27 protein-coding genes and 1 tRNA gene are annotated in these 26,624 nt (G+C 74.9%); 13 read left to right on the plus strand and 15 right to left on the minus strand.

Going from position 1 to position 26,624, the window contains the following annotated elements; translation table 11 throughout:
* Positions 1–27 precede the first annotated feature (27 nt).
* Entirely contained in the window at positions 28–948 is a 921-nt protein-coding gene (locus tag EDF38_RS10250) for a carbohydrate kinase family protein (protein ID WP_123355339.1), read from the plus strand.
* Between the two features lie 17 nt (positions 949–965).
* On the opposite strand, the gene EDF38_RS10255 is transcribed toward EDF38_RS10250, so the two are convergent.
* The 3 genes from EDF38_RS10255 to EDF38_RS10265 all read right to left on the minus strand — a co-directional run bounded on the left by EDF38_RS10255 (position 966) and on the right by EDF38_RS10265 (position 3,457).
* Entirely contained in the window at positions 966–1,967 is a 1,002-nt protein-coding gene (locus EDF38_RS10255) for an NADP-dependent oxidoreductase (protein WP_123355340.1), read from the minus strand.
* A 90-nt stretch (positions 1,968–2,057) separates the two neighbouring features.
* Positions 2,058–2,954, minus strand: coding sequence for a neutral zinc metallopeptidase (locus tag EDF38_RS10260; protein WP_123355341.1), 897 nt, complete (start codon positions 2,952–2,954; stop codon positions 2,058–2,060).
* Between the two features lie 77 nt (positions 2,955–3,031).
* Positions 3,032–3,457, minus strand: coding sequence for a DUF5997 family protein (locus EDF38_RS10265; protein ID WP_123355342.1), 426 nt, complete (start codon positions 3,455–3,457; stop codon positions 3,032–3,034).
* A 56-nt stretch (positions 3,458–3,513) separates the two neighbouring features.
* Here EDF38_RS10265 and EDF38_RS10270 point away from each other — a divergent pair, with 56 nt between their 5' ends.
* From EDF38_RS10270 to EDF38_RS10285, 4 genes are all read left to right on the plus strand, one after another.
* A complete protein-coding gene (locus tag EDF38_RS10270) occupies positions 3,514–4,236 on the plus strand; it encodes a LysR family transcriptional regulator substrate-binding protein (protein ID WP_123355343.1) in 723 nt (240 codons plus the stop codon).
* A gap of 24 nt (positions 4,237–4,260) precedes the next feature.
* Positions 4,261–4,995, plus strand: coding sequence for an SDR family NAD(P)-dependent oxidoreductase (locus EDF38_RS10275; protein ID WP_123355344.1), 735 nt, complete (start codon positions 4,261–4,263; stop codon positions 4,993–4,995).
* Between the two features lie 73 nt (positions 4,996–5,068).
* Positions 5,069–5,278 (plus strand): DUF2945 domain-containing protein, encoded by a 210-nt coding sequence (locus EDF38_RS10280; RefSeq protein WP_123355345.1) that lies wholly within the window; start codon positions 5,069–5,071, stop codon positions 5,276–5,278.
* An 11-nt stretch (positions 5,279–5,289) separates the two neighbouring features.
* Positions 5,290–5,529, plus strand: a complete 240-nt coding sequence (locus EDF38_RS10285; protein ID WP_123355346.1) for a hypothetical protein — start codon at positions 5,290–5,292, stop codon at positions 5,527–5,529.
* Between the two features lie 75 nt (positions 5,530–5,604).
* Here EDF38_RS10285 and EDF38_RS10290 read toward each other — a convergent pair whose 3' ends face one another.
* Positions 5,605–6,855, minus strand: a complete 1,251-nt coding sequence (locus tag EDF38_RS10290; protein WP_123355347.1) for an MFS transporter — start codon at positions 6,853–6,855, stop codon at positions 5,605–5,607.
* Positions 6,856–6,910: 55 nt separating this feature from the next.
* On the opposite strand from EDF38_RS10290, the gene EDF38_RS15735 reads away from it, so the two are divergent.
* Positions 6,911–7,672, plus strand: coding sequence for a TetR/AcrR family transcriptional regulator (locus EDF38_RS15735; RefSeq protein WP_158613353.1), 762 nt, complete (start codon positions 6,911–6,913; stop codon positions 7,670–7,672).
* Here EDF38_RS15735 and EDF38_RS10300 read toward each other — a convergent pair.
* Together EDF38_RS10300 and EDF38_RS10305 are read right to left on the minus strand one after the other, a co-directional pair.
* Positions 7,659–8,507 carry an ABC transporter permease gene (locus tag EDF38_RS10300; RefSeq protein ID WP_123355348.1) on the minus strand — a complete coding sequence of 283 codons (849 nt, stop codon included), beginning with the start codon at positions 8,505–8,507 and terminating at the stop codon, positions 7,659–7,661. The genes EDF38_RS15735 and EDF38_RS10300 overlap by 14 nt on opposite strands.
* The gene (locus EDF38_RS10305) at positions 8,504–9,547 is read right to left on the minus strand and encodes an ATP-binding cassette domain-containing protein (protein WP_123355921.1); all 1,044 of its coding nucleotides are present in this window, start codon (positions 9,545–9,547) and stop codon (positions 8,504–8,506) included. Before EDF38_RS10305 ends, EDF38_RS10300 begins: the two co-directional genes overlap by 4 nt.
* Positions 9,548–9,716: 169 nt before the next feature.
* Here EDF38_RS10305 and EDF38_RS10310 point away from each other — a divergent pair, with 169 nt between their 5' ends.
* Positions 9,717–13,334 (plus strand): bifunctional proline dehydrogenase/L-glutamate gamma-semialdehyde dehydrogenase, encoded by a 3,618-nt coding sequence (locus EDF38_RS10310; protein ID WP_123355349.1) that lies wholly within the window; start codon positions 9,717–9,719, stop codon positions 13,332–13,334.
* A gap of 49 nt (positions 13,335–13,383) precedes the next feature.
* Here EDF38_RS10310 and EDF38_RS10315 read toward each other — a convergent pair whose 3' ends face one another.
* The 4 genes from EDF38_RS10315 to EDF38_RS10330 form a co-directional block, all read right to left on the minus strand.
* The gene (locus tag EDF38_RS10315) at positions 13,384–14,367 is read right to left on the minus strand and encodes an NAD-dependent epimerase/dehydratase family protein (protein WP_123355350.1); all 984 of its coding nucleotides are present in this window, start codon (positions 14,365–14,367) and stop codon (positions 13,384–13,386) included.
* Positions 14,364–17,198: an alpha/beta fold hydrolase gene (locus tag EDF38_RS10320; RefSeq protein ID WP_123355923.1), complete on the minus strand. Its 2,835-nt coding sequence runs from the start codon at positions 17,196–17,198 to the stop codon at positions 14,364–14,366. Before EDF38_RS10320 ends, EDF38_RS10315 begins: the two co-directional genes overlap by 4 nt.
* Before the next feature lie 5 nt (positions 17,199–17,203).
* Entirely contained in the window at positions 17,204–18,166 is a 963-nt protein-coding gene (locus EDF38_RS10325; protein WP_233572437.1) for a 3-oxoacyl-ACP synthase III, read from the minus strand.
* Between the two features lie 319 nt (positions 18,167–18,485).
* A complete protein-coding gene (locus EDF38_RS10330; protein WP_123355352.1) occupies positions 18,486–18,767 on the minus strand; it encodes a hypothetical protein in 282 nt (93 codons plus the stop codon).
* A 149-nt stretch (positions 18,768–18,916) separates the two neighbouring features.
* On the opposite strand from EDF38_RS10330, the gene EDF38_RS10335 reads away from it, so the two are divergent.
* Positions 18,917–19,159 carry a hypothetical protein gene (locus tag EDF38_RS10335; RefSeq protein ID WP_123355353.1) on the plus strand — a complete coding sequence of 81 codons (243 nt, stop codon included), beginning with the start codon at positions 18,917–18,919 and terminating at the stop codon, positions 19,157–19,159.
* 14 nt (positions 19,160–19,173) lie between these two features.
* Here EDF38_RS10335 and EDF38_RS10340 read toward each other — a convergent pair whose 3' ends face one another.
* Entirely contained in the window at positions 19,174–20,244 is a 1,071-nt protein-coding gene (locus EDF38_RS10340) for an FUSC family protein (protein ID WP_123355354.1), read from the minus strand.
* Positions 20,245–20,346: 102 nt separating this feature from the next.
* Here EDF38_RS10340 and EDF38_RS10345 point away from each other — a divergent pair, with 102 nt between their 5' ends.
* Entirely contained in the window at positions 20,347–20,829 is a 483-nt protein-coding gene (locus EDF38_RS10345) for a MarR family winged helix-turn-helix transcriptional regulator (protein ID WP_123355355.1), read from the plus strand.
* Between the two features lie 45 nt (positions 20,830–20,874).
* Here EDF38_RS10345 and EDF38_RS10350 read toward each other — a convergent pair whose 3' ends face one another.
* Entirely contained in the window at positions 20,875–22,824 is a 1,950-nt protein-coding gene (locus EDF38_RS10350; protein WP_123355356.1) for a cell wall-binding repeat-containing protein, read from the minus strand.
* A gap of 333 nt (positions 22,825–23,157) precedes the next feature.
* Positions 23,158–23,231 (minus strand) — tRNA-Thr (locus tag EDF38_RS10355).
* Between the two features lie 124 nt (positions 23,232–23,355).
* Between EDF38_RS10355 and EDF38_RS10360 the strand changes: the two genes are divergently transcribed.
* Positions 23,356–23,538, plus strand: a complete 183-nt coding sequence (locus EDF38_RS10360; protein WP_123355357.1) for a hypothetical protein — start codon at positions 23,356–23,358, stop codon at positions 23,536–23,538.
* Between the two features lie 50 nt (positions 23,539–23,588).
* Here EDF38_RS10360 and EDF38_RS10365 read toward each other — a convergent pair whose 3' ends face one another.
* Positions 23,589–24,146 carry a nitroreductase family protein gene (locus tag EDF38_RS10365; protein ID WP_123355358.1) on the minus strand — a complete coding sequence of 186 codons (558 nt, stop codon included), beginning with the start codon at positions 24,144–24,146 and terminating at the stop codon, positions 23,589–23,591.
* Positions 24,143–24,574: a peptide-methionine (R)-S-oxide reductase MsrB gene (gene msrB, locus EDF38_RS10370; RefSeq protein WP_123355359.1), complete on the minus strand. Its 432-nt coding sequence runs from the start codon at positions 24,572–24,574 to the stop codon at positions 24,143–24,145. Before msrB ends, EDF38_RS10365 begins: the two co-directional genes overlap by 4 nt.
* Before the next feature lie 108 nt (positions 24,575–24,682).
* Between msrB and EDF38_RS10375 the strand changes: the two genes are divergently transcribed.
* The 3 genes from EDF38_RS10375 (at position 24,683) to EDF38_RS10385 (ending at position 26,623) form a co-directional block, all read left to right on the plus strand.
* Complete coding sequence (locus EDF38_RS10375) at positions 24,683–25,636, plus strand: DUF2332 domain-containing protein (RefSeq protein ID WP_123355360.1); 954 nt, start codon at positions 24,683–24,685, stop codon at positions 25,634–25,636.
* Positions 25,637–25,710: 74 nt separating this feature from the next.
* A complete protein-coding gene (locus EDF38_RS10380) occupies positions 25,711–26,004 on the plus strand; it encodes a DUF3263 domain-containing protein (RefSeq protein WP_233572386.1) in 294 nt (97 codons plus the stop codon).
* A gap of 22 nt (positions 26,005–26,026) precedes the next feature.
* Complete coding sequence (locus EDF38_RS10385; RefSeq protein ID WP_123355362.1) at positions 26,027–26,623, plus strand: LytR C-terminal domain-containing protein; 597 nt, start codon at positions 26,027–26,029, stop codon at positions 26,621–26,623.
* The last annotated feature ends 1 nt before the right edge of the window (position 26,624 follow it).

The raw sequence follows: 26,624 nt of genomic DNA on the forward strand, positions 1-26,624 counted from the left end.
GCGGCGCGGCGTCGGTAGGCTGCCCGCATGGACCAGGCACAGGGCCGTGTCGTCGTCATCGGCGACGCCCTCATCGACGAACTCCGCACCCCCGACGGCTCCGACGACCACGTCGGCGGCGCGGGCCTCAACGTCGCCGTCGGGCTCGCCCGGCTGGGCGTCCCCACCGTGCTGCTCGCGTCGGTCGGCGACGACGCCGACGGGCGGTCGATCCGGGCCTTCCTCGCCGAGCACGGCGTCGAGCTGGCCGCCACGGTCAACCCCCTCGGCACCGGGCGCGCGGTCTCCGAACGCGTCGACGGCGAGCCGACCTACGCGTTCAGCGACGCCGCGGTCGGCCGCGGCCTCGACTTCTCGGACGAGCAGCGGGCGGCGCTCGCCGTGGCGCCGCTCGTCGCCGTCAGCTCGTACCCGTTCGACGACGCGCGCCTCACCGAGCGCCTGCTGGCCGAGGTCGGCGCCGAGCCCCCGCGGCTCGTCGTCGACCCCAACCCGCGCCCCGGGTTCCTCCGCGACGCGGCCGCCTTCGCCGAGGGCTTCGCCCGGGCGGCCGCGGTCTCGCTGCTCGTGAAGATCGGCGAGGACGACGCGGCCCTCGTCGCCGGCACCTCGCTCGAGGGCTGGCAGGAGGCGTTGCTCGCCGCCGGTGCCGGGGGAGTGCTCGCGACGCGCGGCTCCGCCGGGGCCGAGCTGCAGCTGGCCGGCGGCGAGGTGCTCCACCGCGACATCGCCGTGGCCGACGGGCCCGTCGTCGACACGATGGGCGCGGGCGACGCCACCTTCGCCTCGATCGTCGCCTCGCTGCTCGCGGGGTCGGCGGGATCGGGGCCGACCGGCGCCTCCGCGCCGGTCCCCACCGACTGGGAGGCGGCACTCACCGACGCCATGCGGGTCGCCGCCGCGACCGTGCGGGCCCCCGGGGCCCTGCTGCGTCGGCCCGCCGGGTAGGGGCCGACGCGGCCCGGTCAGTCGTGCGACTCGGCGAAGCTGCGGGCCTTGCCCGAGAGATACCAGTGCGAGCGCGGCCCGGTCTCGACGGGCTGCATGCCGATGACGACCTTGCCGCGCGAGTGCTTCTCGGCGAGGTCGGCGAACGCCTGCTGCACGTAGTCGAACGGGTAGAAGCCCGAGATGAGCACGCGCACCTTGTGCTCGGCGATGAGCTTCGCCAGGGCCGAGAGGATCATCGCCGGCTCGGCGTCGTCGCGGTCGGCGGTGATGAAGCGCACCTCGACGTCGAGGCGGTGCTCGCTCGAGCTGAAGCGGCTCGCGGGCACGCCCAGCTCGTCGGCGAGGGCGGGGTTGTCGCCGCCGTGGTTGTCGATGAACGCGGTGACGGGGCCCTTCGCGGCCTCCTCGATGCGCTCGCGGATGCCCTCGCCGTACGTGACGGGGACGACGCCGATCGAGCGCAGGTAGTCGTGGTTCCGCTCGCTGCAGGTGCCGATGACCCGGGCGCCGGCCGCGAGGGCGAGCTGGCACTCGATGTGGCCGACGCCGCCGGCCGCGGCGCTGACGACGACGACGTCCTCGGCGCCGAGGTGCAGGCCGCGGACGATGTCGTAGGCGGTGGCCCCGGCGAGGAAGAGGCCGCCCGCGACCTCCCACGAGACGTGCGGGGGCTTCTTGACGACGGCCGTGGCGGGCACCGTCACCCACGTCGCGTGGGCGCCGCCGCCGATCGCGTGGCCGATGACCTCGGCCCCGACCGCGAGGTCGCGCACGGCCGAGCCGCGCTTCTTGACGATGCCGGCGAAGCACGACCCCTGCCGCGCGGGGAACTCGCGAGGCAGCAGCTCGGCGAAGTCGCCCCGGCGGATGAAGTTCTCGATGTGGTTGAGGCCCGCCGCCACGACCTCGACGACGACCTCGTCGTCGGCCGGCACCGGCAGCTCCTGCGGCACGAAGTGCAGCTCGTCGACGTCCCCGTACCGGTCGAACTCGACCGCCCTGCCCGTTCGTGCCATGTCGTGCCTCCTCGCAGCGTGACCTGAGTCTGCTCCCGGGGCGCGGCGGCGGGTCGCGTGGTTGCTGTGAGTTCGACCGCTCCGACTCGGCTAGAGCGCGGAGGCGGGCACGCCGAACGTGTCGCAGGCGGTCGGGCCGCCGGCACGGCCGGTCTCGAACCAGCGCTGCCGCTGCTCGGCAGAGCCGTGGGTCCAGGTGTCGGGGTCGACCCGTCCGCCGCCGGCGGCCTGGATGCGGTCGTCGCCCACCGCCGCGGCGGCGTCGAGCGCGTCGGCGACCTGGGCCTGGGTCACCGGCTCGAGGAACGTGGTGCCCGCGTCGTCGCGCACGGTCGTCGCCGCCCCGATCCATGCCCCGGCGTAGCAGTCGGCCTGCACCTCGAGGCGCACCGTGTCGGACGCCGGCCCGGTGCCGCTGCGGTCGGCGGCCTCGAACGCGCCGCTCAGCTGCTGCATGTGGTGGCCCCATTCGTGCCCGACGACGTACATCTGGGCGAGGGGCCCGCCGCTCGCGCCGAACTGCGACCGCAGTTGCTCGAAGAAGTCGGTGTCGACGTAGAGGGCCTGGTCGGGCGGGCAGTAGAAGGGTCCCGTCGCGCTGGTCGCGCCGCCGCAGCCGGTGTCGACCGACGAGGTGAAGAGGAAGAAGTCGGGGGTGCGGTAGTCGGCCACGCCGATCTCGGGCGCCGCGCCCGCCCAGTAGGCGTCGAGCGAGTTCGCCGCGCCGACCATGCGGCAGTCGACGTCGGCGTTGGCGTCGGCGCCGGTCGTGCAGCCGGCGACCGCGGTCGACTCGATCTGCTGGGGCGCGCCGACCGATCCTCCGTCGAGCAGCCCGCTCAGGTTCACGCCGGTGAACTGCTGCACCAGCGCGACGACGATGATGCCGACGATGCCCACCCCGCCCGCGGCGATGCCGGTCGTGCGGCCGCGGCCGCGCCGCTTGACCTTGCTGCTGTCGAGGCGCGCGTCGTCGTTGAAGGACATGGCTCAGAACCTACGCGACCGGGCCGCCCCGGGGTCCGCGCGGCCCACGACCGACGCGGCCGGAGTCGCGACGAGCCTCAGCTGCCCTCGCGCTCGCGCTCGGCCCTCAGGGCGGCGCGTCCTGCGTCGCGGTCCTTCACGCGCTGCTCTTCGTCGCGCACCTCGGCCATGTTCGCGCGCTCGACGACGAGCCACTCGGGCTTCTGCTCGAGCAGCGCCTGGATCTCGGCGGTGGTCAGGGCGTCGTCGACGCCGGCGCGGGCGAGGCCCGAGATCGTGACGCCGAGCTTCTGGGCCACGACGGGTCGCGGGTGGGGGCCGGTGCGGCGCAGCTCGGCGAGCCACTCGGGCGGGTCGGACTGCAGCGCGGCGAACTCGTCGCGCGTGATCGGTGCCTGCTGGAACGACTCGGGCGTCGCCGGCAGGTGCACCCCGAGCTTCTTGGCGGCCGTGAAGGGCTTGAGGGTCTGCGGGGTCTTGCCGTGCGGGGTGTCGTCGCTCATCCGCCCAGGGTACCGGCCCCCGCGGTGCGGGAGCGGGCCACCGGTAGCCTGGGGCGATGACGACCGAGCCGGCCCGCGCCTCCTTCCGCATCGGGTTCGTGCCCGGGGTGACCCTCTCGAAGTGGTCGCGCCTGTGGGACGAGCGCCGCGCCGACCTGCCGCTCGACGTCGTCGAGGTCGACGGGCCCGCCCCGCTCGACGCCCTCCGCGGCGACGGCGCCGTCGAGATGCTGCTCGCCCGGCTGCCCCTGCCGACCGGCGACGAGTTCTCGGCGATCCCGCTCTACGAGGAGCGCATCGTCGTCGTCGTCTCGAAGGACCACCCGGTCGCCGCCCTCGGGAAAGAGGAGGAGGTCTCGGTCGCCGACCTCGCCGACGAGGCCCGCCACGACCTCGACCCCGCCCTCTCGCTCGCCGACGCCGTCGGGGTCGTCGCCACCGGCGCCGGGGTCGCCGTCATGCCGCAGTCGCTCGCCCGCCTGCACGGGCAGAAGGGCACGACCCACCGCTTCGTCTCCGACCTCGAGCCGACGACGATCGCGCTGGTCTGGCCCGAGGGGCGCCTCGACGACGACATCGACGACTTCATCGGCGTGGTCCGCGGCCGCACCCGCAACAGCAGCCGGTCGAGGAGGCGCGAGGACGACGCGCCCGCCGCCCCGGTCCGCAAGGGGTCGGCTCCCGACCCGCGGGGCTCGGGCCCGGCGAAGCGCACGCCCACGAAGGGCCGCGGGCCGCAGCGCGGCACCGGCCGCAGCCGCCCCCGCCGCGGTCGCTGACCGCCCCGGGCTACGCTGACGGGCATGCCCACGAAGACGTGCTCGCTCACCGGCGTCGGCCGCGCCGCCTCCATCGCCCACGGCGTCGCCCTCGCCCTCGCCGACGACGGCTGGGACCTGGCGATCGTCGCGCTCGAGCCGACCGACGACGTGGCCGCGCTCGCGGCCGAGATCGAGCAGCGCGGCCGCCGTGCCCTCGTGCAGGTCGGCGACCTCGCCGACCCGGCCGTCCCCGAGCGCCTCGTGGCCGAGGCGACCGCCGAGCTCGGCCCGGTCACGGCGCTCGTGCTCTCGCACGCGGTGCAGTCCGACTCGACCATCCTCGACACGACGCTCGAGTCGTTCGACCGGCACGTCGCGGTGAACACCCGGGCGGCCTGGCTCCTGATGAAAGCGTTCGCCGAGCGCCTGCCGCCCGTGGCCGAGCTGGCCGACGGCGCGCGCGTCGTCGCGATGACGAGCGACCACACCGTCGGCAACCTGCCCTACGGCGCGAGCAAGGGCGCGCTCGACCGCATCGTCATCGCGGCCGCCCGCGAGCTCGCGCCCCTCGGCGTCTCGTCGAACGCGATCAACCCCGGCCCGGTCGACACCGGCTGGATGGACGACGAGACCCGCGCGACGCTCACCGCCATGCAGCCCACCGGCCGCCTCGGCACCCCGGGCGACGCCGCGTCGCTCGTGCGGTTCCTCCTCGCGCCGGAGGGCCGCTGGGTGACGGGCCAGCTGATCGGGAGCGACGGCGGCTTCTCCTCCTGACGGTGTACCCCTCCCGGCGGGGCCGGGGCGGGTGCGGCGTAGCGTCCAGCGCACCCATCACCGAGGAGGCACGATGACGTTCAGCAAGGGCGACCACGTGACGTGGAACACGCCGCAGGGCGAGACCCACGGCACCGTCCAGGACAAGCGCGTGAAGGAGTTCGAGTTCGACGGCCAGACCTTCAAGGCCTCGGGCGACGAGCCGTACTTCATCGTCAAGTCCGACAAGTCCGACGCGGAGGCGGCTCACAAGGAGTCCGCCCTCACCGCGGCGAAGAAGTAGGGGGGAGCACCGTGGCAGACCTGACCGACGTGGCCTGGAACGACGAGGCCCGAGACAAGATCCTGACGGACGCCGACCGTGTGCTGCAGGAGGCCGTCCGCGACGTGGCCGGCAGCACCGCCGAGGGCACCCCGTGGGAGGACGCCTTCGCGGCCCTCAACGAGAAGCTCAAGGACCGCTTCATCGACTACGAGCCCGGGCCGGACGTGCGGAAGTACGCCGAGGCCATCGTGCGGGGCGACTACTCCTGACCCGCGCCTCCCGACGCCCCGTCCGCCCGCTCTCCGCGGGGGCCGGGGCGTCGTCGCGTCCGGGCGCGGGGCGGGTCAGGCCTGCAGCGCGTCGACCTTCCGCACGCGTGGCGTGAGCGCCACCGCGACGGCCACGACGACGACGAGCGCCGCGAGCCCGAGCAGCGTGACCGGCGCCCCGACCGCGCGGGCGACCGGCCCGACGACGAGCTCGCCCGCCGGCATGCCCGCGAGCGAGGCGAGGGTCAGGCACGCGAAGACGCGGCCGAGGTAGGCGGGCGGCACCTGCAGCTGGATCGTCACGTCGAGCGGCACCGTGAAGACCTCGAGGCCGACGCTCGCGACGAAGAGGCCGACGCTCAGCCAGAAGAACCAGTGCAACGGGTCGACGAGCGGCGGGTCGAGCACCCCCGGCACGTCGACGTGGGCGCCGGCGAGCAGCAGCAGCGGCGCCACGAGCGCGGTGGTCCCGAGGCTCGCGACGGCGAGCCTCAGGCGCCCGCGCAGCTGACCCGCCCAGACCGCGCCGACCACGAGCCCGAGGGTCTGCACGGCGCCGGCGAGCCCCCAGAGCAGGCGGCCGAACGACTCGTCGGCGACGAGCGGCCCGAGGATCTGCACCCCGCCCGCGAACGCGAACTGGAAGGCGAAGGCCAGCGTCAGCGTCGCCGTCAGCCAGCGCGAGCGGCCGACGAACGCGAGCCCCGACCCGAGGTCGCGCAGCAGCGAGCCCCCGGCGGAGGCGCGGGGCAGCCCCCGGGGCACGCCCCGGAAGACCAACCCCGCCGCCGCGAACAGCGCCGCGCCGACCGCGAGCCCCACGCCGGTGCCGAGCGTCGCGACGACCGCGCCGCCGAGCGCGGTGCCGACGATGAGGCCGACGTTCATGCTCGTGCGGGCGAGCACGGTGCCGTCGCGGATCGCGCTCGGCGGGATGACGTCGCGCAGGAGGGCGCTCGTCGCCGGTCCGAAGAAGGCCGCCGCCGCGCCGTTGACCGCGGCCGCGGCCGCGAGGGCGGCGAGCGTCTCGCGGTCGAGCAGCAGCAGGGTCGCCGCGACGACGAGCGCCGCCGACGACAGGGCCGACGAGGCCACGGCGACGACCCGCTTGGGCCACCGGTCCGAGAGCGCGCCGCCGACGAGCACGAGCGCGACGTTCGGCACCGAGCGGGCCGCGACGACGAGGGCGACCCCGAGCGCGTCGGCCCCGAGGTCGATCGCGGCGAAGACGAGGGCGAGCGGGGCGAGCCCGCTGCCGACCCAGGACAGCAGCCGACCGAGCCACAGCGCACGGAACGCCGGGATGCGCAGCAGCGACCATCTCACCGGCGCAGCCTACGCGCGTGACGATGCGGGCCCGCCCCGACCTAGGCTGGCCCCGATGACCCACGAGCCCGCCGAGCCGACGACGACCCCCGCCGAGGAGGCGCGGGGCGCGTCCGCGAGCCCGCCGGCCGGTCGTCCGGGCCGGTACCGCAAGGGCGTGGCCAAGCGGGAGGCGATCCTCGACGCCGCGCTGCCGGTCTTCGGCACGGTCGGGTTCCACGGGGCGTCGCTGCGCGAGATCGCCCGGCAGTGCGGGGTCTCGCACCAGTCGCTGATGCACTACTTCGCCACGAAGGACGAGCTGCTCATGGCCGTGCTCCGCCGCCGCGACGAGCGGCTGCGGCAGCACTTCGACGACGTCGGCGGCATGCGCCTCGCCGAGCTGGTCAAGCTGGCCGAGTACAACGTCGACGTGCCGCAGGTCATCTCGCTGTTCATCACGGCGTCGGCCGAGGCGACCTCGGGCGACCACCCCGCGCACGACTACTACGCCGAGTACTACGACCGCATCATCGCCTCGACCTCGGCCTACCTCGGCGTCGCCGAGCGCCGGGGCTGGCTCCGCGACGGGTTCACGGCCGAGGCCGCCGCCCGCGTGGTGCTCGCCGTGCAGGACGGCCTGCAGCTGCAGTGGCTCTACCGCCGCGACGTCGTGCACGTGGCCGAGCTGATGCGCCTCGTCGTGGCGAGCGTGCTGACGGTGCCCACCGACGAGCTCGACGCCGCCGTGCGGGCCGAGGTCGGGGGGCGGGGCCGGGGCGCGCCTCCCGCGGGGGAGGGCACGGCGGAGCCCGTGCCGGGTGCTACTTCGCGCTGATCCGCTGGAACTTGCGGACGCAGAGCGGCACGAAGACGACCAGCATCACCGCGATGCCGATCGCGACCGTGAGGTGCGGGTTCTGCAGGGTCCAGACGTCGGGCACGGGGGTCGTGCCGACGTTGCCGAACGACTCGCGGACGGCCTGCACGAGCGCCGACACCGGGTTGTACTCGGCGATCACGCGCAGCACGGTCGGCAGGGTGTCGCTCGGCACGAACGCGTTCGAGATGAACGTCAGCGGGAACAGGATCATGAAGGAGGCGTTGTTGATCGTCTCCGGGGTCGCCACGCTCATGCCGAGCAGGGCCATGACCCAGCTGAACGAGTAGCTGAACAGCAGCAGCATGCCGACGCCGGCGAGGAACTCGGGCGGCGACGTGTTCACGCGCCACCCGACGAGCAGGCCCGTCAGCATCATGATCACCACCGAGATGCCGTTGAGCACGAGGTCGCTCGCGGTGCGGCCGACCAGCACCGCCGACGGGCTCATCGGCAGGGTGCGGAAGCGGTCGATGATGCCCTCCTTCAGGTCTTGCGCCATCGCGGCGCCGGAGAAGGTGGAGCCGAAGACGACGGTCTGCGCGAAGATGCCCGCCATGAGGAACTGCGTGTAGTCGGTGCCCTCGACCGCGATCGCCCCGCCGTAGACCTGGCTGAACAGCAGCACGAACATGATCGGCTGCAGCACGGCGAAGATCAGCATGTCGGGGGAGCGCTTGACCTTGATCAGGTTGCGCTTCGTCACGGTCCAGCCGTCGGAGGCCCAGGTGCCGAGCCCGGTGTCGGTCGTGGGGACGAGGGTCTGCGTCAGGGCGGTCGCGGTCGCGGTCATCGCCGTGCCTCCTCCGTCGTGTCGTTCGTGGTCTTGTGCTTCGTCTTCTTCTTGTCGGTCGGGGCGGCGGGGTCGTCGTCGTCGGCGTCCTCGACCGCCTTGCGCCCGGTGAGCTGCAGGAAGACGTCGTCGAGGGTGGGGCGCCGCATGCCGGCGTCGTGCAGCTCGATGCCGGCCGCGCCGAGGTCGGCGAGCGACCGCTGCAGGGCGGTCGGCCCGTCGGTGACGGCCACCTCGACCTGGCGGCCGTCGGTGCCGAGCACGGGGTGCCCGTCGCCGTGCCGGCCGAGGATCTCGAGGGCCTGCGCCGCCCGGGCCTCGTCGACCAGCGCGACGACGAGGCGGTGACCGCCGACCTGGGCCTTGAGCTGGTCGGCCGTGCCCTCGGCGATGACCCGGCCCTCGTCGATGACGGAGATGTCGTCGGCGAGCCGGTCGGCCTCCTCGAGGTACTGCGTCGTCAGCAGCACGGTCGTGCCGCCGGCGACGAGCGAGGTGATGATCTCCCAGAGCGCGAGTCGGCTGCGCGGGTCGAGGCCCGTCGTCGGCTCGTCGAGGAAGAGCACGCGCGGGTTCGTCACGAGCGCCCCGGCGAGGTCGATGCGTCGCCGCATGCCGCCGGAGAAGCCCTTGACCGGCCGGTCGCCCGCGGCCGTGAGGTCGAAGACGTCGATGAGCTCGCGCGCCCGGTCGCGCGAGACCTTCGCGCCGAGGTGGTAGAGCCGTCCGATCATGTCGAGGTTCTCGAACCCGGTGAGGTTCTCGTCGACGGCCGCGTACTGGCCCGAGACGCCGATGGTGCGGCGGACGGCCTGCGGGTCGGCCAGCACGTCGATGCCGGCGATGGCCGCCGAGCCCTCGTCGGGGCGCTCGAGCGTCGTCAGCATCTTGACGGTCGTCGTCTTGCCCGAGCCGTTGGGCCCGAGCAGGGCCTTCACGGTGCCCTCGGGCACGGTGAGGTCGAGCCCCGTCAGGGCGTGCACCGGCCCCGACTTCGAGCGGTAGGCCTTGGTCAGGCCGCGAGCCTCGATCATCGCCATGAGGGCCTCCGGGCCGTCGACGTCGTCACCGGACCAGACGGTGCGGTTGCGCAGAAAGTAGCAGCACCACGGTCCCGGCACCAGGGGCGACCGTCCTGTCCACGCACCCCTTGTTACGGTCAGATGTCAAACCTTGCCGCGTGGCAAGTTCGGTCGTACCGTGAGCCTCATGACCGACATCGAGCAGACGGCCGCCCCGGCCACCGCCCTCCCCGACGGAATCGGCGACGCCGCCGTCGCCCTCGCCCGCCGCTGGGCGCACGACGCCTCCGGCGCCCCGAGCACCGGCTCGGCCCAGCTGCTCGCCCAGGTGCTCAAGGACGAGTCGGGCCTGGCCTTCACGATCGGGTTCGTCGACCGCGTCGTCCGCCCGGAGGACCTGCGCGTCGCCGCGCACGAGCTCGCCGGCCTCGCGTCGCAGGTGCCGGCCTTCCTGCCCTGGTACATGCGCGCAGCCGTGCGCTGCGGCGGCGTGCTCGCGCCCGTGCTGCCCGGCGTCGTCGTGCCCGTCGCCCGCCGCGTGCTGCGCGGCATGGTCGGCCACCTCATCGCCGACGCCCGCCCCGCGAAGCTCGGCTCCGCCATCCGCGCCATCCAGGAGAAGGGCTCCGGGTCGGGCACCCGCACGCGGCTCAACCTCAACCTGCTCGGCGAGGCCGTGCTGGGCGACGCCGAGGCCGAGCACCGCCTCGCCGGCACGCGCGCCCTGCTCGCCCGCGACGACGTCGACTACGTCTCGATCAAGGTGTCGTCGATCGTCAGCCAGCTCTCGATGTGGGCCTTCGACGAGACCGTCGAGCGCGTCGTCGAGAAGCTCACGCCGCTCTACGAGCTCGCCGCCTCGGCCGCGACGCCCAAGTTCATCAACCTCGACATGGAGGAGTACCGCGACCTCGACCTGACCGTCGAGGTCTTCACGCGCCTCCTCGACCAGCCCCGGCTGCGCGGCCTCGAGGCCGGCATCGTGCTGCAGACCTACCTGCCCGACGCCCTCGGCGCGCTGCAGCACCTCACGGCCTGGGCGACCGAGCGCGTCGACGCGGGCGGCGCCGCGATCAAGGTGCGCGTCGTCAAGGGCGCGAACCTCGCCATGGAGACCGTCGACGCGACCCTGCACGAGTGGCCCCTCGCCACCTACGGCACCAAGCAGCAGAGCGACACGAACTACAAGCGGGTGCTCGCCTGGGCCCTCACGCCCGAGCGGGCCCGCGCCGTGAAGATCGGGGTCGCCGGCCACAACCTCTTCGACATCGCGTTCGCCCACCTGCTCGCCGAGGCGCGGGGCGTGCACGACCGCGTCGAGTTCGAGATGCTGCTCGGCATGGCCGAGGGGCAGGCCGCCCTCGTCGCGGCCGACGTCGGGGGCCTCCTGCTCTACACGCCGGTCGTGCACCCGCGCGAGTTCGACGTCGCCATCAGCTACCTCATCCGCCGCCTGGAGGAGAACGCCTCGAGCGAGAACTTCATGTCGGCCGTCTTCGAGCTCGCGTCGAACGAGGCCATGTACGAGCGCGAGAAGGGCCGCTTCCTCGCCTCGCTCGCCGACGTCGACGACGTCGTGCCCGCGCCGCACCGCGTCCAGAGCCGACCCGAGGAGGCGCGGGCCGCGTCCGCGGGCCCCCTCGCGCCGACCGCCCTCACCGCCGGGCACCTCGGCGCCGGGTCGCTCGCCCGGCACCCGTTCGAGAACGAGCCCGACACCGACCCCGCCCTCGCCGCGAACCGTGCCTGGGGCCGGGAGATCCTCCGCCGGGCCGAGGCGAGCACGCTGGGCGTCGAGGCGATCACCGCCGCCGCCGTGACCGACGAGGCGACGCTCGACGCGGTGGTCGAGGGCGCGGTGGCCAGCGCCTCCTCGTGGGCCGCCCTCGGGGGCGCGGGCCGGGCCGAGGTGCTGCGCCGCGCCGCCGACTCGCTGCGGGCCCACCGGGCCGACCTGATCGAGGTCGCCGCGAGCGAGACCGGCAAGACCGTCGCCGAGGGCGACGTCGAGGTGAGCGAGGCCGTCGACTTCGCCACCTGGTACGCGCACCTCGCCGAGGAGCTCGACGGCGTCGACGGGGCCGACTTCGTGCCCGTGCGCCTCACCGTCGTCACCCCGCCGTGGAACTTCCCCGTCGCGATCCCCGCCGGGTCGGTGCTGTCGGCGCTCGCCGCGGGCAGCAGCGTCGTCATCAAGCCGGCTGGCCAGGCGAGGCGCTGCGGCGCCGTCCTGGTCGAGGCCCTGTGGGAGGCGGGCGTGCCGCGCGACGTGCTGCGCCTCGTCGACGTCGAGGAAGGCGACCTCGGCCGCCGGCTCATCTCGCACCCCGCGGTCGACCGCGTGATCCTCACCGGCGCGTTCGAGACCGCGGCGCTCTTCCGCTCGTGGCGCGACGACCTGCCGCTGCTCGCCGAGACGAGCGGCAAGAACGCGCTCGTCGTGACGCCGAGCGCCGACCTCGACCTCGCCGCCTCCGACGTCGTCAAGTCGGCGTTCGGGCACGCGGGGCAGAAGTGCTCGGCGGCGAGCCTCGTGATCCTCGTCGGCTCGGTCGGCACGTCGGAGCGCTTCCGCCGCCAGCTGGTCGACGCCGTGTCGAGCCTCCGCGTCGGCTGGCCGACCGACCCCACGACGCAGATGGGCCCGATCGTCGAGCCGGCCGCGGGCAAGCTGCTCGACGCCCTGACGACCCTCGGCGAGGGCGAGTCGTGGCTCGTCGAGCCGCGTCGCCTCGACGAGGCCGGCCGCCTCTGGTCGCCCGGCGTCCGCACCGGCGTGCGCCCGGGCAGCGAGTTCCACCTCACCGAGTACTTCGGGCCCGTGCTCGGCGTCATGACCGCCGACACCCTCGAGGAGGCGATCGAGCTGCAGAACGCCACCGACTACGGCCTCACCGCCGGGCTGCACACGCTCGACGCGGGCGAGCTCGGCACCTGGCTCGAGCAGGTCGAGGCGGGCAACCTCTACGTCAACCGCGGCATCACCGGGGCGATCGTGCGGCGTCAGCCGTTCGGCGGCTGGAAGAAGTCGTCGGTCGGCGCCGGGGCCAAGGCCGGCGGGCCGAACTACCTCGTGCACCTCGGGTCGTGGCGCGCCACCGAGCTGGCGAGCGTGCCGGAGGCGCGGGTCGGCGCCGCCGTCGCGGCCGCCCTCCAGGTGGCGACGCCGCTGCTCGGGGCGCCGGGCGCGGCCGGTCGCGTGGCCGCTGCGGCCGCCACCGACCAGCAGGCGTGGGACGACGAGTTCGGCGTGGCCAGGGACGTCAGCGCGCTCGGGCTCGAGCGCGACCTGCTGCGCTACCGGCCGCTGCCGGTGACGGTGCGCGTGGCCGACGGGGCCGACCCGGCCGACGTCGTGCGCGTGCTCGTGGCGGGGCTCCGCTCGGGGGCGCCGCTGACGGTGTCGAGCTCGGTGGAGCTGCCGGCCGCGTTCGCGTCGGCGCTGCGGCTGCGGGTCGGCGCCGCTCCGGCGGTTGCGGGTACCGGTGCCGGTGCGGGCTCGTCGGGCTCCGCCCTGGGTTCGGGCTCGCTCGTCGTCGAGGACGACGCGGCCTGGCACGGCCGGGTGCGTGCCGGCGCGGTGCGGACCGAGCGCGTGCGCCTCGTGACCGGCGAGGGCGACGCGGGGGGCGCCTCCTCGGGGCTGGCTGCGGCACTCGGCGGCGACCCGTCGGTGGCCGTGTTCGCGGCGCCGGTGACGCCGGCCGGACGGCTCGAGCTGCTGCCGTTCCTGCGCGAGCAGGCCGTCGCCATCACGGCGCACCGCTTCGGCAACCCCGACCCGTGGAGCGAGGGCGTCATCTAGCTCGCGGGTGTGGCTGCGGGCCGCGGCTGCGGGCGCGGGCCGCGGCGGCTCAGACGGCGGGCTGGCCCGCCGCGTACCAGGCGGCGAGCCGCCGCAGGCCCTCGTCGAGGCTGACCGCGGGGGTCCACTCGAGGTCGCGCTGCGTCCGCCGCTGGTCGAACCAGTGGGCGGTCGAGAGCTGCTCTGCCAGGAAGCGCGTCATCGGCGGCTCGTCCTGCCCCGGCCGCACGGCCCAGGCCCGCTCGACGAGCGACCCCGCCGCGCGCGCGACCCCCGACGGCACCCGGAGGCGCGGGGCCGCGACCCCGGCGGCGGCGCAGATCCCGCCCATCAGGTCGGCGACGGTCCGCGGCTCACCGTTGGTGACGACGTAGGCGTTCCCCGCCACGGCGTCGACGCGCTCGAGGGCGGCGGCGATGCCGTCGGCGGCGTTGTCGACGTAGGTCGAGTCGATGAGGGCCGCGCCGTGGTCGAGCAGCGGCAGGCGCCCCGAGCGGGCACGGTCGACGATGCGCTCGACGAGCTGCGTGTCGCCCGGGCCCCAGACGAGGTGCGGGCGCACCGCGACGACCCGCAGCTCGGGGTCCGAGGCGCCGAGGGCGATCCGCTCGGCGGCGGCCTTCGTGCGGGCGTAGTGCCCGCGGGCGTGGCCGGGGGCGGCGGGCTCGGCGTCCGCCCCGACGATCGACGACCCCGAGTGGGCCACCGACGGCGACGACACGAACGCGAGCCGCGGCACCCCGGCCCGCCGCATCTCGGCGACGAGCGACCGCGTCCCCTCGACGTTGACCGCCTCGAAGTCCGCCCGGTCGCCGGCGAGCGACACCTTGGCGGCGAGGTGCACGACCGCGTCCTGGCCGGCGACCGCGGCCGCGACGGCGCGGGGGTTCGTCACCGAGCCGAGCACGTCCGTCGCGCCCGCGACGCCCGAGCGGCGGCGCTGCATCGTCGTGACCTCGTGCCCCGCGGCGGCGACGGCCCGCGCGACGGCTCCGCCGAGCAGACCGCTGGCCCCCGTGACGAGCACCCTCACGGGCGCACCATCCGCCCGCCCGAGAGCACCGACGTCGCCCAGCGGGCGAGCCGGGCCCGGTCGATCTTGCTGTTGTGCCGCACGTCGGTCGGCAGGTCGGGCACGACGAGCACGGCGGCGACGCGGCGGCCCGTCGCGGCGAGCACGGCGTCGCGCACGTCGGCGGCGAGGTCGGGCCCCGCGAGCCCGGGCCGACGCGAGCGAGGCGCCGTCTCGACCACCACGACGACCTGCTGCGTGCCGGCGGGGCCGACCCCGACGACGGCCGCCCGGGCCACGGCGGAGACGCGCTCGACGGCCTGCTCGGGGGCGACGGGCGTGAGCGGACCCGAGGCCGTCGTCACGACGTGCGGCAGGCGTCCCTCGACCCAGAGCCGCCCCGCGGCGTCGAGGTGGCCGACGTCGCCGGTGCGGTGCCACCGCTCGCCGGCGGGGACGCCGCGCACCGTCTCGCGGTCGGTCAGCCACAGGGCGTCGTAGCCGGTCTTGAGGTGCGGCGCCGAGACGACGATCTCGCCCGTGACGCCGGGGGCGTCGGTGGACGCGTCGGAGGCGCGGCCCCGCTCGTCGAGGCCGGCGATCCGCACGCGAGTGGTCGCCGTGGGCAGCCCCACGCAGACGCCGCCCGCCGCCGCGCGGCCCGTGCTGCCGACGGTGGTGCTGCCGGCGGTGGTGCTGCTCCCGGCCGTGCTGCCGTCGTCCGCCGCGGTGTCGGCCGCCGCGTCCACCGCCGCCGCCCGCACGCCCTGGAGCGTCACGTCGGTCATCAGCAGCCCCTCGGTCATGCCGTACGGGGTGTGCGGGGTCGCGCTCGGCATGAGCTCGCCGGCCGCGGCGAGCAGCGACCCCGACACCGGAGCCCCCGCCGACAGGAACGTCTCGACCCCGGCCAGCGCCCGCCGGTCGGCGTCGTCGAGGGCGGCCGACGTCGCGACGACGTTCGTCAGCGCCGCGGGGGAGAGGAACACCACCGTGGCGTCGACGGCGGCGGTCGCGGCGGCGACCGCGCGGGCGGTCAGCGTGCGGGGCGCCGTGACGTCCATGTCGGGCGTGACGCTCGTGGCGCCGAGGGCGGGCCCGAGCAGGGCGAACGGCGCGAACCCGGCGACGAGCCCGGTGCCCGGACCGATGCCGTACTGCGCCGCGAGGGCGTCGCGGAGCGCCTCGAGCTGGCCGTGCCGGTAGACGACGCCCTTGGCGGGGCCCGTCGACCCCGACGTGAAGAGGATCGCGGCCGGGGCGTCCTCCGACGGCACGGGGGGCAGCTCGGCCAGCGCGGCGGCGGCCCGGCGCCCGAGGGCGGCGATCTCGGGCAGCGACGCCTCGACCCCGAGGGCCCGCGCGAGCACGGGCGACAGCGTCTGCGTCGACACGACCCGGCCCGGCCAGCCGAGCGCGCGGGCCGCAGTGAGCCCGGGCAGCTGCCCGATGACGTGGTCGGGCCACGAGCCGCGCACGGCCCGGGTCAGCCCGCGGACGCCGAGCCCGGCGTCGGCGACGACCACGACGGCCCCGAGGCGGAGGCACGCGTACAGCACGGCGGTCAGGTCGGCCCCGGGCTGCACGAGCAGCGACACCCGGTCGCCGGGCCGCACGCCGTGCTTCCTCAGCCCGAGCGCGATCTCGGTCACGCGACGCGAGAGCAGGCCCCACGAGACCCGGCGCGGCCCGGCGCCCGAGCCCCGGGAGCCCGACGGCACCATCTCGATCAGCGCGGTGTCGCGACTGCCGACGAGCTCGTCGAGGTGCGACCAGAGGGGACGGCGGGCGGCGGGGTCGACCCGCGCCTCCTGCGGTCCCTCGTCGGCCGTGACGGACGCCGCACCGGAGGCGCGGGCCGGCCCGTCGACGCCCGTCGCCGACCCGAGGCGGTCGCCCAGCCAGGTCAGCACGGCGGAGGCTGTGTCGACGTCCTCGGCGACGAGGTGGCCCGCGCCCTCGAAGCGGTGGACGTCGGCGTGCGGCAGGCGGTCGCGGAGGTCGTCGAGGTACCGGTCGCCGAAGATCGGGTCGCGGGGGCCCCAGAGCATCAGCGCGGGCACGCTCAGCTCGCGGAGGCCGCCGGCGATGCGGTCGAGCTCGGCCCGGCTGGGGTGCGCCTCGTCGACGGGGATGTCGGCGACGAAGCCGCCCACGCCTCCCCGGCGCTCGGCGGTGCGGTACGGGGCCCGGTACCCGGCCTTGACGGCGGCGGGCAGGCGCGGGTGGCCCAGCGCGAGCGTCACGTCGAGGAACCCGGTCGTCGCGACGGTGGCCCGGCCGAGCACGCCGCGGGCGAGGGTGAGGCGCAGGGGCGCCGGGATCGGCTCGTCGGCCGGCTGGTGCACGGCCGTGTTCAGCAGCATCAGCCCGGCGAGCACCTCGGGGTGGTCGACGGCCCAGCCCGACGAGACGACGCCGCCCCAGTCGTGGCCGAGGGTGACGACCGGCCCCTCGAGGCCGAGCTCGTCGGTGAGCGCCGAGAGGTCGGCCACGCGCTGCGGCAGGCCGCGCGTCGTGCCGGTCCGCTCGGAGAAGCCCATGTCGAGCTGGTCGACGGCGACGACGCGCCAGGCGGGACGCCCGGCCGCCGCGGCCTCGGTCGCCTGCGTCGCGAGGCGGCGCCAGAGGTACGACCACGTGGGGTTGCCGTGCACGCAGAGCACGGTGCCGACGGGCTCGACGCCGAGCGCGGCGAGCGCGGCCGCGGTGTCGAGGAGGTGCCAGGTGCGGTCGACCGGCTCCGCGCCTCCGGCCGGGACGGTGACGAGCCGCGACCAGCTCGGGTCGAGGCCGTCGAGCCCGGCCGGGGGGAGCGTCGCGGGCGACGTCGCCCGCGCGGCCGAGGGCAGCCGACTCACCAGGCGAGCTCCATCATCGCGGTGTTGATGCCCGAGCCGACGCCCATGAGCAGCACCCGGTCGCCCTTCGAGAGGCTCGCGGACTCTTCGACGAGGGTGATCGGGATCGACGCCGGGCCGACGTTGCCGAGCGTCGGGTAGGTGAGGGGGACGCGCTTGCGGTCGATGCCGGCGGCCTTGACGAAGGCGCCGGTGTGCACGTCGCTGACCTGGTGCATGATGTATCGGTCCATGCGCTGCCAGTTCCAGTCGCGCTTCGCCTCCTTCCAGGCCGAGACGACGAGCTCCATGCCGCGCTTGAGCAGGGCCTTGGCGTCGGTGAACATGCCGTCGACGCTGCCGACGCAGAGGTCGTAGTTCTCGGTCGCGGCGCGCGTGACGCCGCCGAGGATGCGGTGGCCCTCGGGGTGGCGGTCGGCCCGGCCGATGACGGCGGCCGCGGCGCCCGAGCCGAGGGTGAGGCTCGCGAACTCGCTCATGAAGTCGTCGCGCTCGTAGCCCTTGGTGAGCAGGCGGTCGATCGTGTTGACCTGCACGTCGTCGGCGTCCTCGCCGTCGATGATGACGGCGTACTCGATCTGGCCCGCGTCGATCAGCTGGGCCGCGAGCGTCATGCCGTTGACGAAGCCGAGGCAGGCGTTGGCGATGTCGAAGTTCGTGGCCGACGACGGCAGTCCGAGGCCGTGGTGCAGGCGCACGGCGACCGACGGCTCGAGGTGGGGACGCGTGACCGAGGTGTTGATGAGCAGGCCGACCTGGTCGGGGCGGACGCCCGCCTCGGCGAGCGCGCGACGGCCCGCGTCGATGGCGGCCTCGTCGAAGCTCTGGCCCTCGCTCCAGTTGCGGCGCTCCATGACGCCGGCGACGCGCTGCAGCAGGCCCGTCGGCAGCTTGAGGCGCTCGAGCACCGGGCGGAGCTTCTCGTCGATGCTGGCGGACGTCGTCACGCGCTCGGCCATCGTGCTGGCGACCGACAACAGCGCCACGTTCTGGTGGCGGGTCGTGGCGTTGCCGATCGTGGCGTGTCCGGTCAACGGGACTCCCTGTCGAATTGTCTCGGATGCGGGGGCCGGCGCGGCCGAACGATCCGTACGTTCGGGAGCCGGGAGAGCGTGGGCACCGGTGTGGTGCATCTACCGAGTTTACGGCCCCGTCGTCTGGCAGGTTGCCAGGTCGGCGGGGCACAGCCATGCCCCGCTCGGCATGCGTCGCCCCGTCCGGGCCGCGCGACCCACGGGGGCGCCGGCGCCGGAGGCGCGGGGCGGCGACCCGCGGAGCTCACGCACCGGGCTCGCGGGGCAGCTTCACGATGCGACGACGGTCGCCGCGCGACCACCACGCCAGGTCCACGACCGCCCACACGACGCCCGCCACGCCGGCCAGCACGACCAGCGCCGCGACCACGGTGAACGAGCCGCCGCCCACGGCGATGCTCGCGACGATGCTCGCCACGAGCAGGAGGCCGCAGAGGATCGTCAGCGCGGGGGTGACGACGCCGCCGCGCTTCGTCAGCAGCCAGTTCGGCACGTCGGGGTCGACCGGGACGGTCTCGCGTCTCATGCGGACAGGGTAGCCGGGGCCGCGCCTCCGGCCGGTCCGTGTGGTCACGCGCGCGCCCGCCGCGACCCGGGTCGTCGCCCTCGACTGATCGGCGGGCCGGGCTCCGGGGCCTCAGCGGGCGGCGGCCGGGGCGCACTACGATCGGCGGCATGACCGACCTGCGGCGACCGTGGTGGACCCTGACCAAGACGGGCGCCGTGCTGCCCCCGGTGCTCGAGGCCGTCGTGGGCGCCTTCGGGCTCGTCGTGCAGGTGATGTCGCTCGCGACCCAGCCGGTCACGCCGATGTCGATCGTCATCACCGTCGTGGCGCTCGTGCTCATCGTGCAGGGCGTGGCCGACCTCGTCTGGTGGGGTCGCGAGGGCCGACGGGCGAGGGCGCAGCAGGGCTGAGCCGCGCTCGTCCCTCAGCGGGCGCGCCCGGCCCGCAGACGGTGCGTGGCGAGCAGCAGCACCACCGCGACCCCGACGCCGAGCGCCGTGTCGATCGCCCGCCAGGCCACGAGCTCGCCGACGTCGACGGGCCCGCCCAGGGCGCGCATGCCGAGCGCCATCGGGGTGATCGCCAGCAGGGTCAGCCCGTAGTTGCGCGCGACGGTCAGCTCGGCCGCGAACTGCAGCACGCCGAACGCCGCGATGAGGGCGACCTCGCTCGGTCGCGCGGCGAGCAGGAGCGCCGCGAGTCCCACGCCGAGCAGGGTGCCGACGAGCCGGTGCCCGGCCCGGACGAGCTGCGTCGACGTGGCGCGGCCGACGACGGGCACGACCGCCGACACCATCGCCCAGTACGGGTTCTCGAACCCCAGCGCGAGGCTCGTGCCCCCCGCCGCGAGGCTGCCGACGAGGCAGATGCCGGCGTGCACGAGGGCGCGACGCCGGTCGAGCGGTGCGAGCTCGCGGCGCCAGGCCGTGCCGCCCTCGGACCGGAGGGCGCGACGGCCCGCGGGCAGCAGCAGGCCGGCCAATGACGCGACGACCGCCAGGGCGAGGCTCGCCGGCGCGACCACCGCCGCCGCGGCCACCGACGAGGAGGCGCTCGGCAGGAACGCGCACACGCCCAGCCCGAAGACGAAGAAGAGAGGGCCGGGCGGGGCCCAGCGTCGGAGGTCCGCCACGAGCGAGGCGGCCCCGGCGACGAGCGCGATGACGCCCACGACGACCCACGCGGGGGCGGCCGTGGTCGCGAGCGTCGCCCCGAGCAGCACGCAGGCGACGAGCCCGGCACCGGCCTCGAGCTGCACGCCGACGCGACGGAAGCGGCCGAGGCCGCGGCCGTAGGCGGAGGCGAAGGCGCCGAACACGGCGTACGGCGCCCACTCGACGTGCCCGATCACGGCGAGGACGACGAGCGGCACGACGACGGAGACGGCGACCCGGGCGGCGGGCACGTGCGCCCCGTCGTGCGGGCCGAGGCGGACGAGGTCGCGCGGGCGCGGCAGGAGGCGCTCGCGGGCGGGCGGGGAGACGGGGGTCGACACGGAGTCCTCGGAGGGGCGGACGGGAGCTCGTCGTCGAACTGCTTCACGGGTGAATCACTGACGGTCAGTAGTTTACGGGTGAAGCATCGCTAGTCTCAACCCATGACCGACGCCATCGAGATCGTCCACGACCGCTGGCAGCTCCTCAGGCCCGACCTCGACGTCGCGCCGATCCTCGTGATCGGGAGGGTGACCCGGGCCGGTCGCCTCATCCAGCGGCAGAGCGACGAGCTGCTCCGCGAGTTCGGGCTCGGCCGCACCGACTTCGACGTGCTCGCGGCGCTCGTGCGCCACGACGGACCGATGACGCCGACCGCCGTCGCCGACGAGACCCTGCTGTCGGCGCCCGCCGTGACCAAGCGCATCCGGCTGCTCGGCCAGGCCGGCCTCCTCGAGAAGCGAGACAACCCCGACGACGGCCGCGGATACCTCGTCACGCCGACGCCGCGGGGGCGGGCCCTGCTCCACGACGTCCTGGACGTGCAGATCGCCGCCGAGGGCGAGATGGTCTCGCGCCTCGACGGCGACGTGCGGGCCGGGCTCGTGGCGGGGCTGACCGCCCTGCTCCGGGAGCTCGAGGGGTGACGTGCCCCGCGCCTCCCGAGGGTCGGGAGGCGCGGGACGGCGTCGTCAGCAGCGCTTCAGCTTCGAGACGTCCGAGGTGAGCGACGCCGGTCCGCCGATCAGCGTCACCTTCGTGGCGCCGAGCTCCCTGATCTGCTTGAGGACCTCGGCCGGCACGCAGGTCGGCTTGACGGTGAAGAGGGGAGCGGGGAGGGTGCCGGTCCAGCCCGTGCCCGAGAGCGCGTCGGGGGCCTTCGTGCCGGTGGCGAGGAAGACGCGGTCGGCGTCGTCGAAGGCCAGGGCGTTGATGCCCGCCGACACGACGTAGCGGTTGCTGCCGCCGATCCGCTGCGTGTCGAACGACCGACGGAGCGTCGACTCGGCGCCCGTCGAGACCGCCACCGGGCCGCCGACGACGGCGACGCTCGAGACGCCGAGGTCCTTCAGCGTCTTGGTGGACGCCGCGTCGACGGTCGACGACGAGCCGCGCACGAGCAGCACCGGAGCGTCGTGCGCCCCGGCCGCGCTGCCCGCGCTCAGGGCGTCGGGGAAGTTCTCGCCGGTGGCGACGAACGCCGCCCACGAGCCGGACTTGCCGAAGGCGTAGGCCGCGACGTTCCGCGAGGTCTCGTACCGGCTCGAGCCGCCGATGCGGACGGTGTTGCGCTGGATCTTCTTGAGCTCGGAGACGACCCGGTCGGAGACCGAGGCCGGTCCGCCGACGACGACGATGCGCTTCGGCGACAGGCGACGGATCTCGGCGGCCACGACGGAGGGCAGCGAGTTCGCCTTCGTCAGGAGGACCGGACCGCCCTCGTGGACGGCGGCGGGACCGGCGGACAGGGCGTCGGGGTACTTCTCGCCGGTCACGACGTAGACGACGTTCGCCTTGCCGGGGTAGGCGGCCTTCGAGATCGCCACGCTGCTCGCGTAGCGGTCGCTGCCGGAGACGCGGTCCACGACGGGGCCCGGGGTCGGCGAGGGGGACGGTGCCGGGGTCGTCGGTGCCGGTGCCGGTGCCGGTGCCGGGGTCGTCGGTGCCGGAGCCGGGGTGGTCGGTGCGGGCGTCGGGGTCGGCGACGGGCTCGGCTTCGGGGTGGGCTTGGTGGTCGGCGTCGGCGACGGCGCGGGCGTCGTCGGGGCCGGGGCGGGGCTGCTCGGGGCGGTCGCCTTGGTGTCGTACGCGTACTGCGTCACCCAGTCGATCTGCAGGTGGCCCGAGACGTCCTTGGCCGGCGTGCTGCCGTCGGTCGCGGTCTGCAGCACCCAGTGCATCGGGGTCGTCGGCACGTTCGTCGTGGTCTTCGCGACGACGGCGCCGTCGAGGAGGTACGTGATCGACCCGGGCTTCCAGTCGATCGTGTAGGTGTGCCAGTCGGCGTAGGTCTTGCCCGTGCCGACGGCGAGGTCGTTGTTCTGCGGGTTGCCGATCACGTGGTTGAACGCGTTCGTCTTGCCGTCCAGGCTGCCCTCGGGGAAGTTGATCTCCCCGTTCGACCAGTTGTTCTCGTCGTCCCAGAGGAGGAAGGCGGTGCCGTAGCCCTTGAGCTGGTCGGCCTTCATGCGGACGCTGTAGCGCCCGTAGACCTGGCCGCCCCACTTCCCGTCGACGAGGGGGATCGGCGCCGCGGCGCGGGGGCGACCGTCGGCGGCGGTGTGCAGGTGCAGGTCGAGCACGCTGTCGTGCACCGAGAGGATGTCCTTGTCGTACTGGCCGATGCCCCACGTGTCGCCGAAGCCGTCGTAGGTCATCCACTGCTTCGCGTACGGGCCGGGGAACGAGCCCTTCGCGACGGGCGTGGCGAAGTCGTCCGTGAGGACCTGGCGCCAGCCGTTCAGGTTCCCCTTCGGCAGGGTCGTCGAGGCGGCGGCGGCGTCGGTGGGCGTGCCGGCGCTCGCGGAGCCCTCGGCAGCGGACGCGGGGGTCGCGAAGCCGGCGACCAGTGCTGCGGTGAGGGTGATGCCTGCGGTGAGGGTGCTGCGTCGCAGGGGAGTGCGTGGGTTACGTGAACGCATGGTTCGACGTGGCCTTCCGTCGGAGCTGACAAGGAAGGGCAAGCGAGGGTGCTGGGGCGAGGGATCGTGACGTGGTGACCGTGAGATCGGGGTACAGCCCGGTGCGAGAGTTTCGGGGCTCTCGAGCCACTCAAAACACTGAACGCAGGGTGCTCTTGTGTCTAGCCCCCCCTCGGGTCGCCCCCGCGCGGGGGCATCCTGGTCGGTCTGTCGACACGGTCGTACCCCGTCGGCTGCGTGATCACCGGGGGACACCGGCGCCACGTCGGATCGCTGGTCGCGGCATGAGGAAGGCCCCGCGCCGCCCACTCGGTGGGGGCACGGGGCCGGGGGAGCCGCCTGTCGGATTCGAACCGACGACCTTCGCTTTACAAGAGCACTGCGCTACCGGACTGCGCCAAGGCGGCTGACGAGCCCATCTTACCGATCGCCCGGGCGACCCCGCGATTGGCGCCCGACGGGTCGGAGGTGGTGAAGTAGGGGAGCGGTGCCCGCGCGCCGCACGACCACCCGTGACGACGAGGAGCCCCCATGTCCACCATCCTGACCGCGATCGGCGCCCTGGCGCTGCTGTTCGTCAGCTTCGCCCTCTTCGCCTACTCGTTCGGGCAGGGTGAGCCGAACGCCCTCGTCTTCTTCGCCGGCATCGTCGCCATGACGGCGTCGTTCGGCCTGCCGATCAGCGTCCTCGGCACCAGCGACCGCTCCTGGTAGCGAGGGCCTGAGCCGCCCGGCGCCCGGCAGCCGCTGTTCGACCCGAGGCGTCAGGGGCGCGGAGGCGTGCTGACGAACTGCTCGGCGTCGACGAGCTTGCGCGGCTTGGCGTCGCGCTCGGGGTCGACCCCGCCGACGTAGAGCCAGCCCAGCAGCTCCTCGCCCGCCCGCAGCCCGTGGGCCTCGCGGACGGCCTCGGCCCTCGTGCTCAGGCCGGTGCGCCACATCACGCCCCAGCCCTCGTCGTCGAGGACGAGCGAGAGCAGGTGGGCGACGCCGGACGCCACCGACTCTTGTTCCCACGTCGGCACCTTGCGGCTCTCGACGGGCGACAGCACGACGGCGAGCACGAGCGGTGCTCGCAGCGACTTCTGCTCGAGCTTCTCGACGCCCTTGTGGTCGGCGCCCTCGGCCGCCGCGATGGACCGCCCGATCAGCCGGCGGTCGTCACCGCGGAACTCGACGAGGCGCCACGGACGCAGCGACGAGTGGTCGGCCACCGTCGCCGCCGCCTGCACCGCGTCGAGCAGCTGCTCGCGCGACGGGGCGACGTCGTCGACCTTCGAGCGGGACCGTCGCCGACGCGCGGCGTCGGCGACGGTCGTCACTTCAAGCCTGCGTCGTCGGCGGCCGTGAAGTCGAGCGACACCGAGTTCATGCAGTACCGGTCGCCGGTGGGCGTGCCGAAGCCGTCGGGGAAGACGTGGCCGAGGTGCGAGCCGCAGGTGGCGCAGCGCACCTCGGTGCGGACCATGCCCATGCTCGTGTCGTCGATCAGCTGCACGGCGGCCGGGTCGACCGACTCGTAGAAGCTCGGCCAGCCGCAGCCGCTGTCGAACTTGGTGCCGCTCTTGAACAGCTCGGCGCCGCAGGCGGCGCAGGCGTAGACGCCGGCGCGGCTCTCGTCGAGCAGCTCGCCCGTCCAGGGGCGCTCGGTCGCGGCCTGGCGCAGCACCGCGTACTCGTCGGCGGTCAGTTCTTCACGCCACTCGGCGTCGCTCTTCTCGACCTGGTACGAGGTGGGCTCGTTCGCCATGTTCACTCCTTCTGACGGTGGGGACGACCTCATTCAACACGGTGCCGCCGACAGTCATTCCGCCGCCCCGGCCCGGTGCGTCCGACGGACGGCTCCTAGACTCGCCCCGTGCAGCTCGCCGACCGGTTCCGGGCCTACGCGGTCGCCGCCGAGGCCGAGGGGTCGCCCGTCTACGCCGAGTGGGCCCGCGGCGTCGCGGGCGACGACGACGTCCTCCGCGTCGTCGAGGCGGCGCCGGAGGCGCGGCGCCAGCCCGTCCTCGTGCTCGCCACGTGCCGGTGGCTGGGCGCGTCCCCGGGGCCCTGGTCGCGCCTCCGCGAGTGGGTCCTCGGCCACGCCGCCGAGCTCGTGGCCGAGCTCGGGCGCCGGTCGGTGCAGACCAACGACGTGCGGCGGAGCGCCCCGCTGTCGCTCGCGCTGGCGCGCCTCGAGGGGCCGGTGGCGCTGCTCGAGGTCGGTGCGTCGGCGGGCCTCTGCCTCTACCCCGACCGGGTCGCGTACGAGGGCGGCGGCCGGACGTGGGGCGACGTCGACAGCACGGTGCGCGTCTCCGTCGACGTGTCGGGGCCGGTCGGGCGGCCGGTCGTGCCCGAGGTGGCCTGGCGCGGCGGACTCGACCTCGACCCGCTCGACGTGCTCGACGACGACGACGTCGCCTGGCTCGAGACCCTGCTGCCGCCGGGGCCCACGGACCGCACCGCGCTGCTGGCGCGGGCGGTCTCGATGGCGCGCACCGCGCCTCCTCGCCTGGAGCGCGGCGACGCGGTCGACGACCTCGCCCGGGTCGCGGCCCTCGCCCCGCCCTCGGCCCGGCTCGTCGTCGTCTCGACGGGCACGCTCGTCTACCTGCCGGGCCGTCGCCGGCAGCAGTTCGTGGACGCGGTCCGCGCGCTCGACGCGCACTGGGTCTCGTACGAGCGCGCCGACCTGCTGCACGACGTCGGGCCCGTCGTCGACCCGCCGGTCACGGGGCCGGACGCCTTCGCGGTGCTCGCCCTCGACGGCGAGCCGATCGCCCTCGGGGACGCGCACGGCACCCGGCTGACGTTGCTGCACGGATGAGCCCGAACCGCGCGCCGCCTCCGCGAGGGGCGCGCGACACGGCTCTAGGCTGGCCCGGACCGAGAGGGCGACGGGTGACCGACGAGAGACAGCAGGCAGGCGACGTGCGCGCGAGCGCGCTGTCCGACCGCGACCGTGCGATCCTCGACCTGGAGCAGCGGGCCCCCGCCTCGAGCGGGCAGAAGGAGGCGCTCGTCCGACGCGAGCTCGGCCTCGGCATCGTCCGCTACCAGCAGTTGTTGGGCTCCCTCATAGAACGACCCGCTGCACTGGCGTACGCGCCCCTGGTCGTGGGACGCCTGCTGCGCCTCCGCGACCGGCGGGCACAGGCCCGCTCGGACCGCTCGTTCGGGCCCACGCCCCGCTGAACCGGAAGAACGCCACGACACCATGCCGACGTACCCCCGCGACCGCTTCGACGACGTGCCCCGCGACCTGCAGAGGGTCGGGGCGCATCGCTCCGAGCCGCGCCGCGGGCGGGGCTGGATCGTCCTCGCGTGGGCTGCGCTCGCGACCGGCGTGCTCGTGGGCGCGGGCGTCGTCGCCCTGGGCGTGCTGAACGACAGCTTCCAGTTCGTGGCGCCGACCTCGACGTCGGCGGCCTCCGACCCGGCCACCGACGACGCCGGCGACGGCGCGTCGGGAGGGGCGACCGACGGCGCCGCCGAGACGCCCGCCCCGACGGCCTCCGCGGCGACCCCGGCGGAGGCGGCCGCGACGACCTCGATCGCCGTGCTGAACGGCACGACGACGACCGGGCTCGCGGCGTCGGCGTCGGGCACGCTGACCTCGGCGGGCTGGACGGTCGGCCTGCAGGGCAACACCGACGGCACCGCGCCGTCGACGATCGTCTACTACTCGACGGCCGACGGCGCGGCCGCGGCGCTCGGCGTGGCGCAGGCCCTCGGCGTCACCGCGACCGAGCTGAGCACGGCCTTCCCCGACGCCGACGTGACCGTCGTGCTCGGGGCCGACTTCACCGGCTGAG

It is taken from the genome of Frigoribacterium sp. PhB160, assembly GCF_003751785.1.
In the GTDB taxonomy this organism is placed as follows: domain Bacteria; phylum Actinomycetota; class Actinomycetes; order Actinomycetales; family Microbacteriaceae; genus Frigoribacterium.

What these genes read in the sequence shown, in the direction of transcription:
- EDF38_RS10255 (WP_123355340.1), bottom strand. Translation starts at nt 1,967, where the DNA reads ATGGCACGAACGGGCAGGGCGGTCGAGTTCGACCGGTACGGGGACGTC.
- EDF38_RS10350 (WP_123355356.1), bottom strand. Translation starts at nt 22,824, where the DNA reads ATGCGTTCACGTAACCCACGCACTCCCCTGCGACGCAGCACCCTCACC.
- msrB (WP_123355359.1), bottom strand. Translation starts at nt 24,574, where the DNA reads ATGGCGAACGAGCCCACCTCGTACCAGGTCGAGAAGAGCGACGCCGAG.
- EDF38_RS15735 (WP_158613353.1), top strand. Translation starts at nt 6,911, where the DNA reads ATGACCCACGAGCCCGCCGAGCCGACGACGACCCCCGCCGAGGAGGCG.
- EDF38_RS10345 (WP_123355355.1), top strand. Translation starts at nt 20,347, where the DNA reads ATGACCGACGCCATCGAGATCGTCCACGACCGCTGGCAGCTCCTCAGG.
- EDF38_RS10260 (WP_123355341.1), bottom strand. Translation starts at nt 2,954, where the DNA reads ATGTCCTTCAACGACGACGCGCGCCTCGACAGCAGCAAGGTCAAGCGG.
- EDF38_RS10310 (WP_123355349.1), top strand. Translation starts at nt 9,717, where the DNA reads ATGACCGACATCGAGCAGACGGCCGCCCCGGCCACCGCCCTCCCCGAC.
- EDF38_RS10275 (WP_123355344.1), top strand. Translation starts at nt 4,261, where the DNA reads ATGCCCACGAAGACGTGCTCGCTCACCGGCGTCGGCCGCGCCGCCTCC.
- EDF38_RS10280 (WP_123355345.1), top strand. Translation starts at nt 5,069, where the DNA reads ATGACGTTCAGCAAGGGCGACCACGTGACGTGGAACACGCCGCAGGGC.
- EDF38_RS10300 (WP_123355348.1), bottom strand. Translation starts at nt 8,507, where the DNA reads ATGACCGCGACCGCGACCGCCCTGACGCAGACCCTCGTCCCCACGACC.
- EDF38_RS10270 (WP_123355343.1), top strand. Translation starts at nt 3,514, where the DNA reads ATGACGACCGAGCCGGCCCGCGCCTCCTTCCGCATCGGGTTCGTGCCC.
- EDF38_RS10335 (WP_123355353.1), top strand. Translation starts at nt 18,917, where the DNA reads ATGACCGACCTGCGGCGACCGTGGTGGACCCTGACCAAGACGGGCGCC.
- EDF38_RS10265 (WP_123355342.1), bottom strand. Translation starts at nt 3,457, where the DNA reads ATGAGCGACGACACCCCGCACGGCAAGACCCCGCAGACCCTCAAGCCC.
- EDF38_RS10360 (WP_123355357.1), top strand. Translation starts at nt 23,356, where the DNA reads ATGTCCACCATCCTGACCGCGATCGGCGCCCTGGCGCTGCTGTTCGTC.
- EDF38_RS10305 (WP_123355921.1), bottom strand. Translation starts at nt 9,547, where the DNA reads ATGGCGATGATCGAGGCTCGCGGCCTGACCAAGGCCTACCGCTCGAAG.
- EDF38_RS10250 (WP_123355339.1), top strand. Translation starts at nt 28, where the DNA reads ATGGACCAGGCACAGGGCCGTGTCGTCGTCATCGGCGACGCCCTCATC.
- EDF38_RS10385 (WP_123355362.1), top strand. Translation starts at nt 26,027, where the DNA reads ATGCCGACGTACCCCCGCGACCGCTTCGACGACGTGCCCCGCGACCTG.
- EDF38_RS10330 (WP_123355352.1), bottom strand. Translation starts at nt 18,767, where the DNA reads ATGAGACGCGAGACCGTCCCGGTCGACCCCGACGTGCCGAACTGGCTG.
- EDF38_RS10325 (WP_233572437.1), bottom strand. Translation starts at nt 18,166, where the DNA reads ATGGCCGAGCGCGTGACGACGTCCGCCAGCATCGACGAGAAGCTCCGC.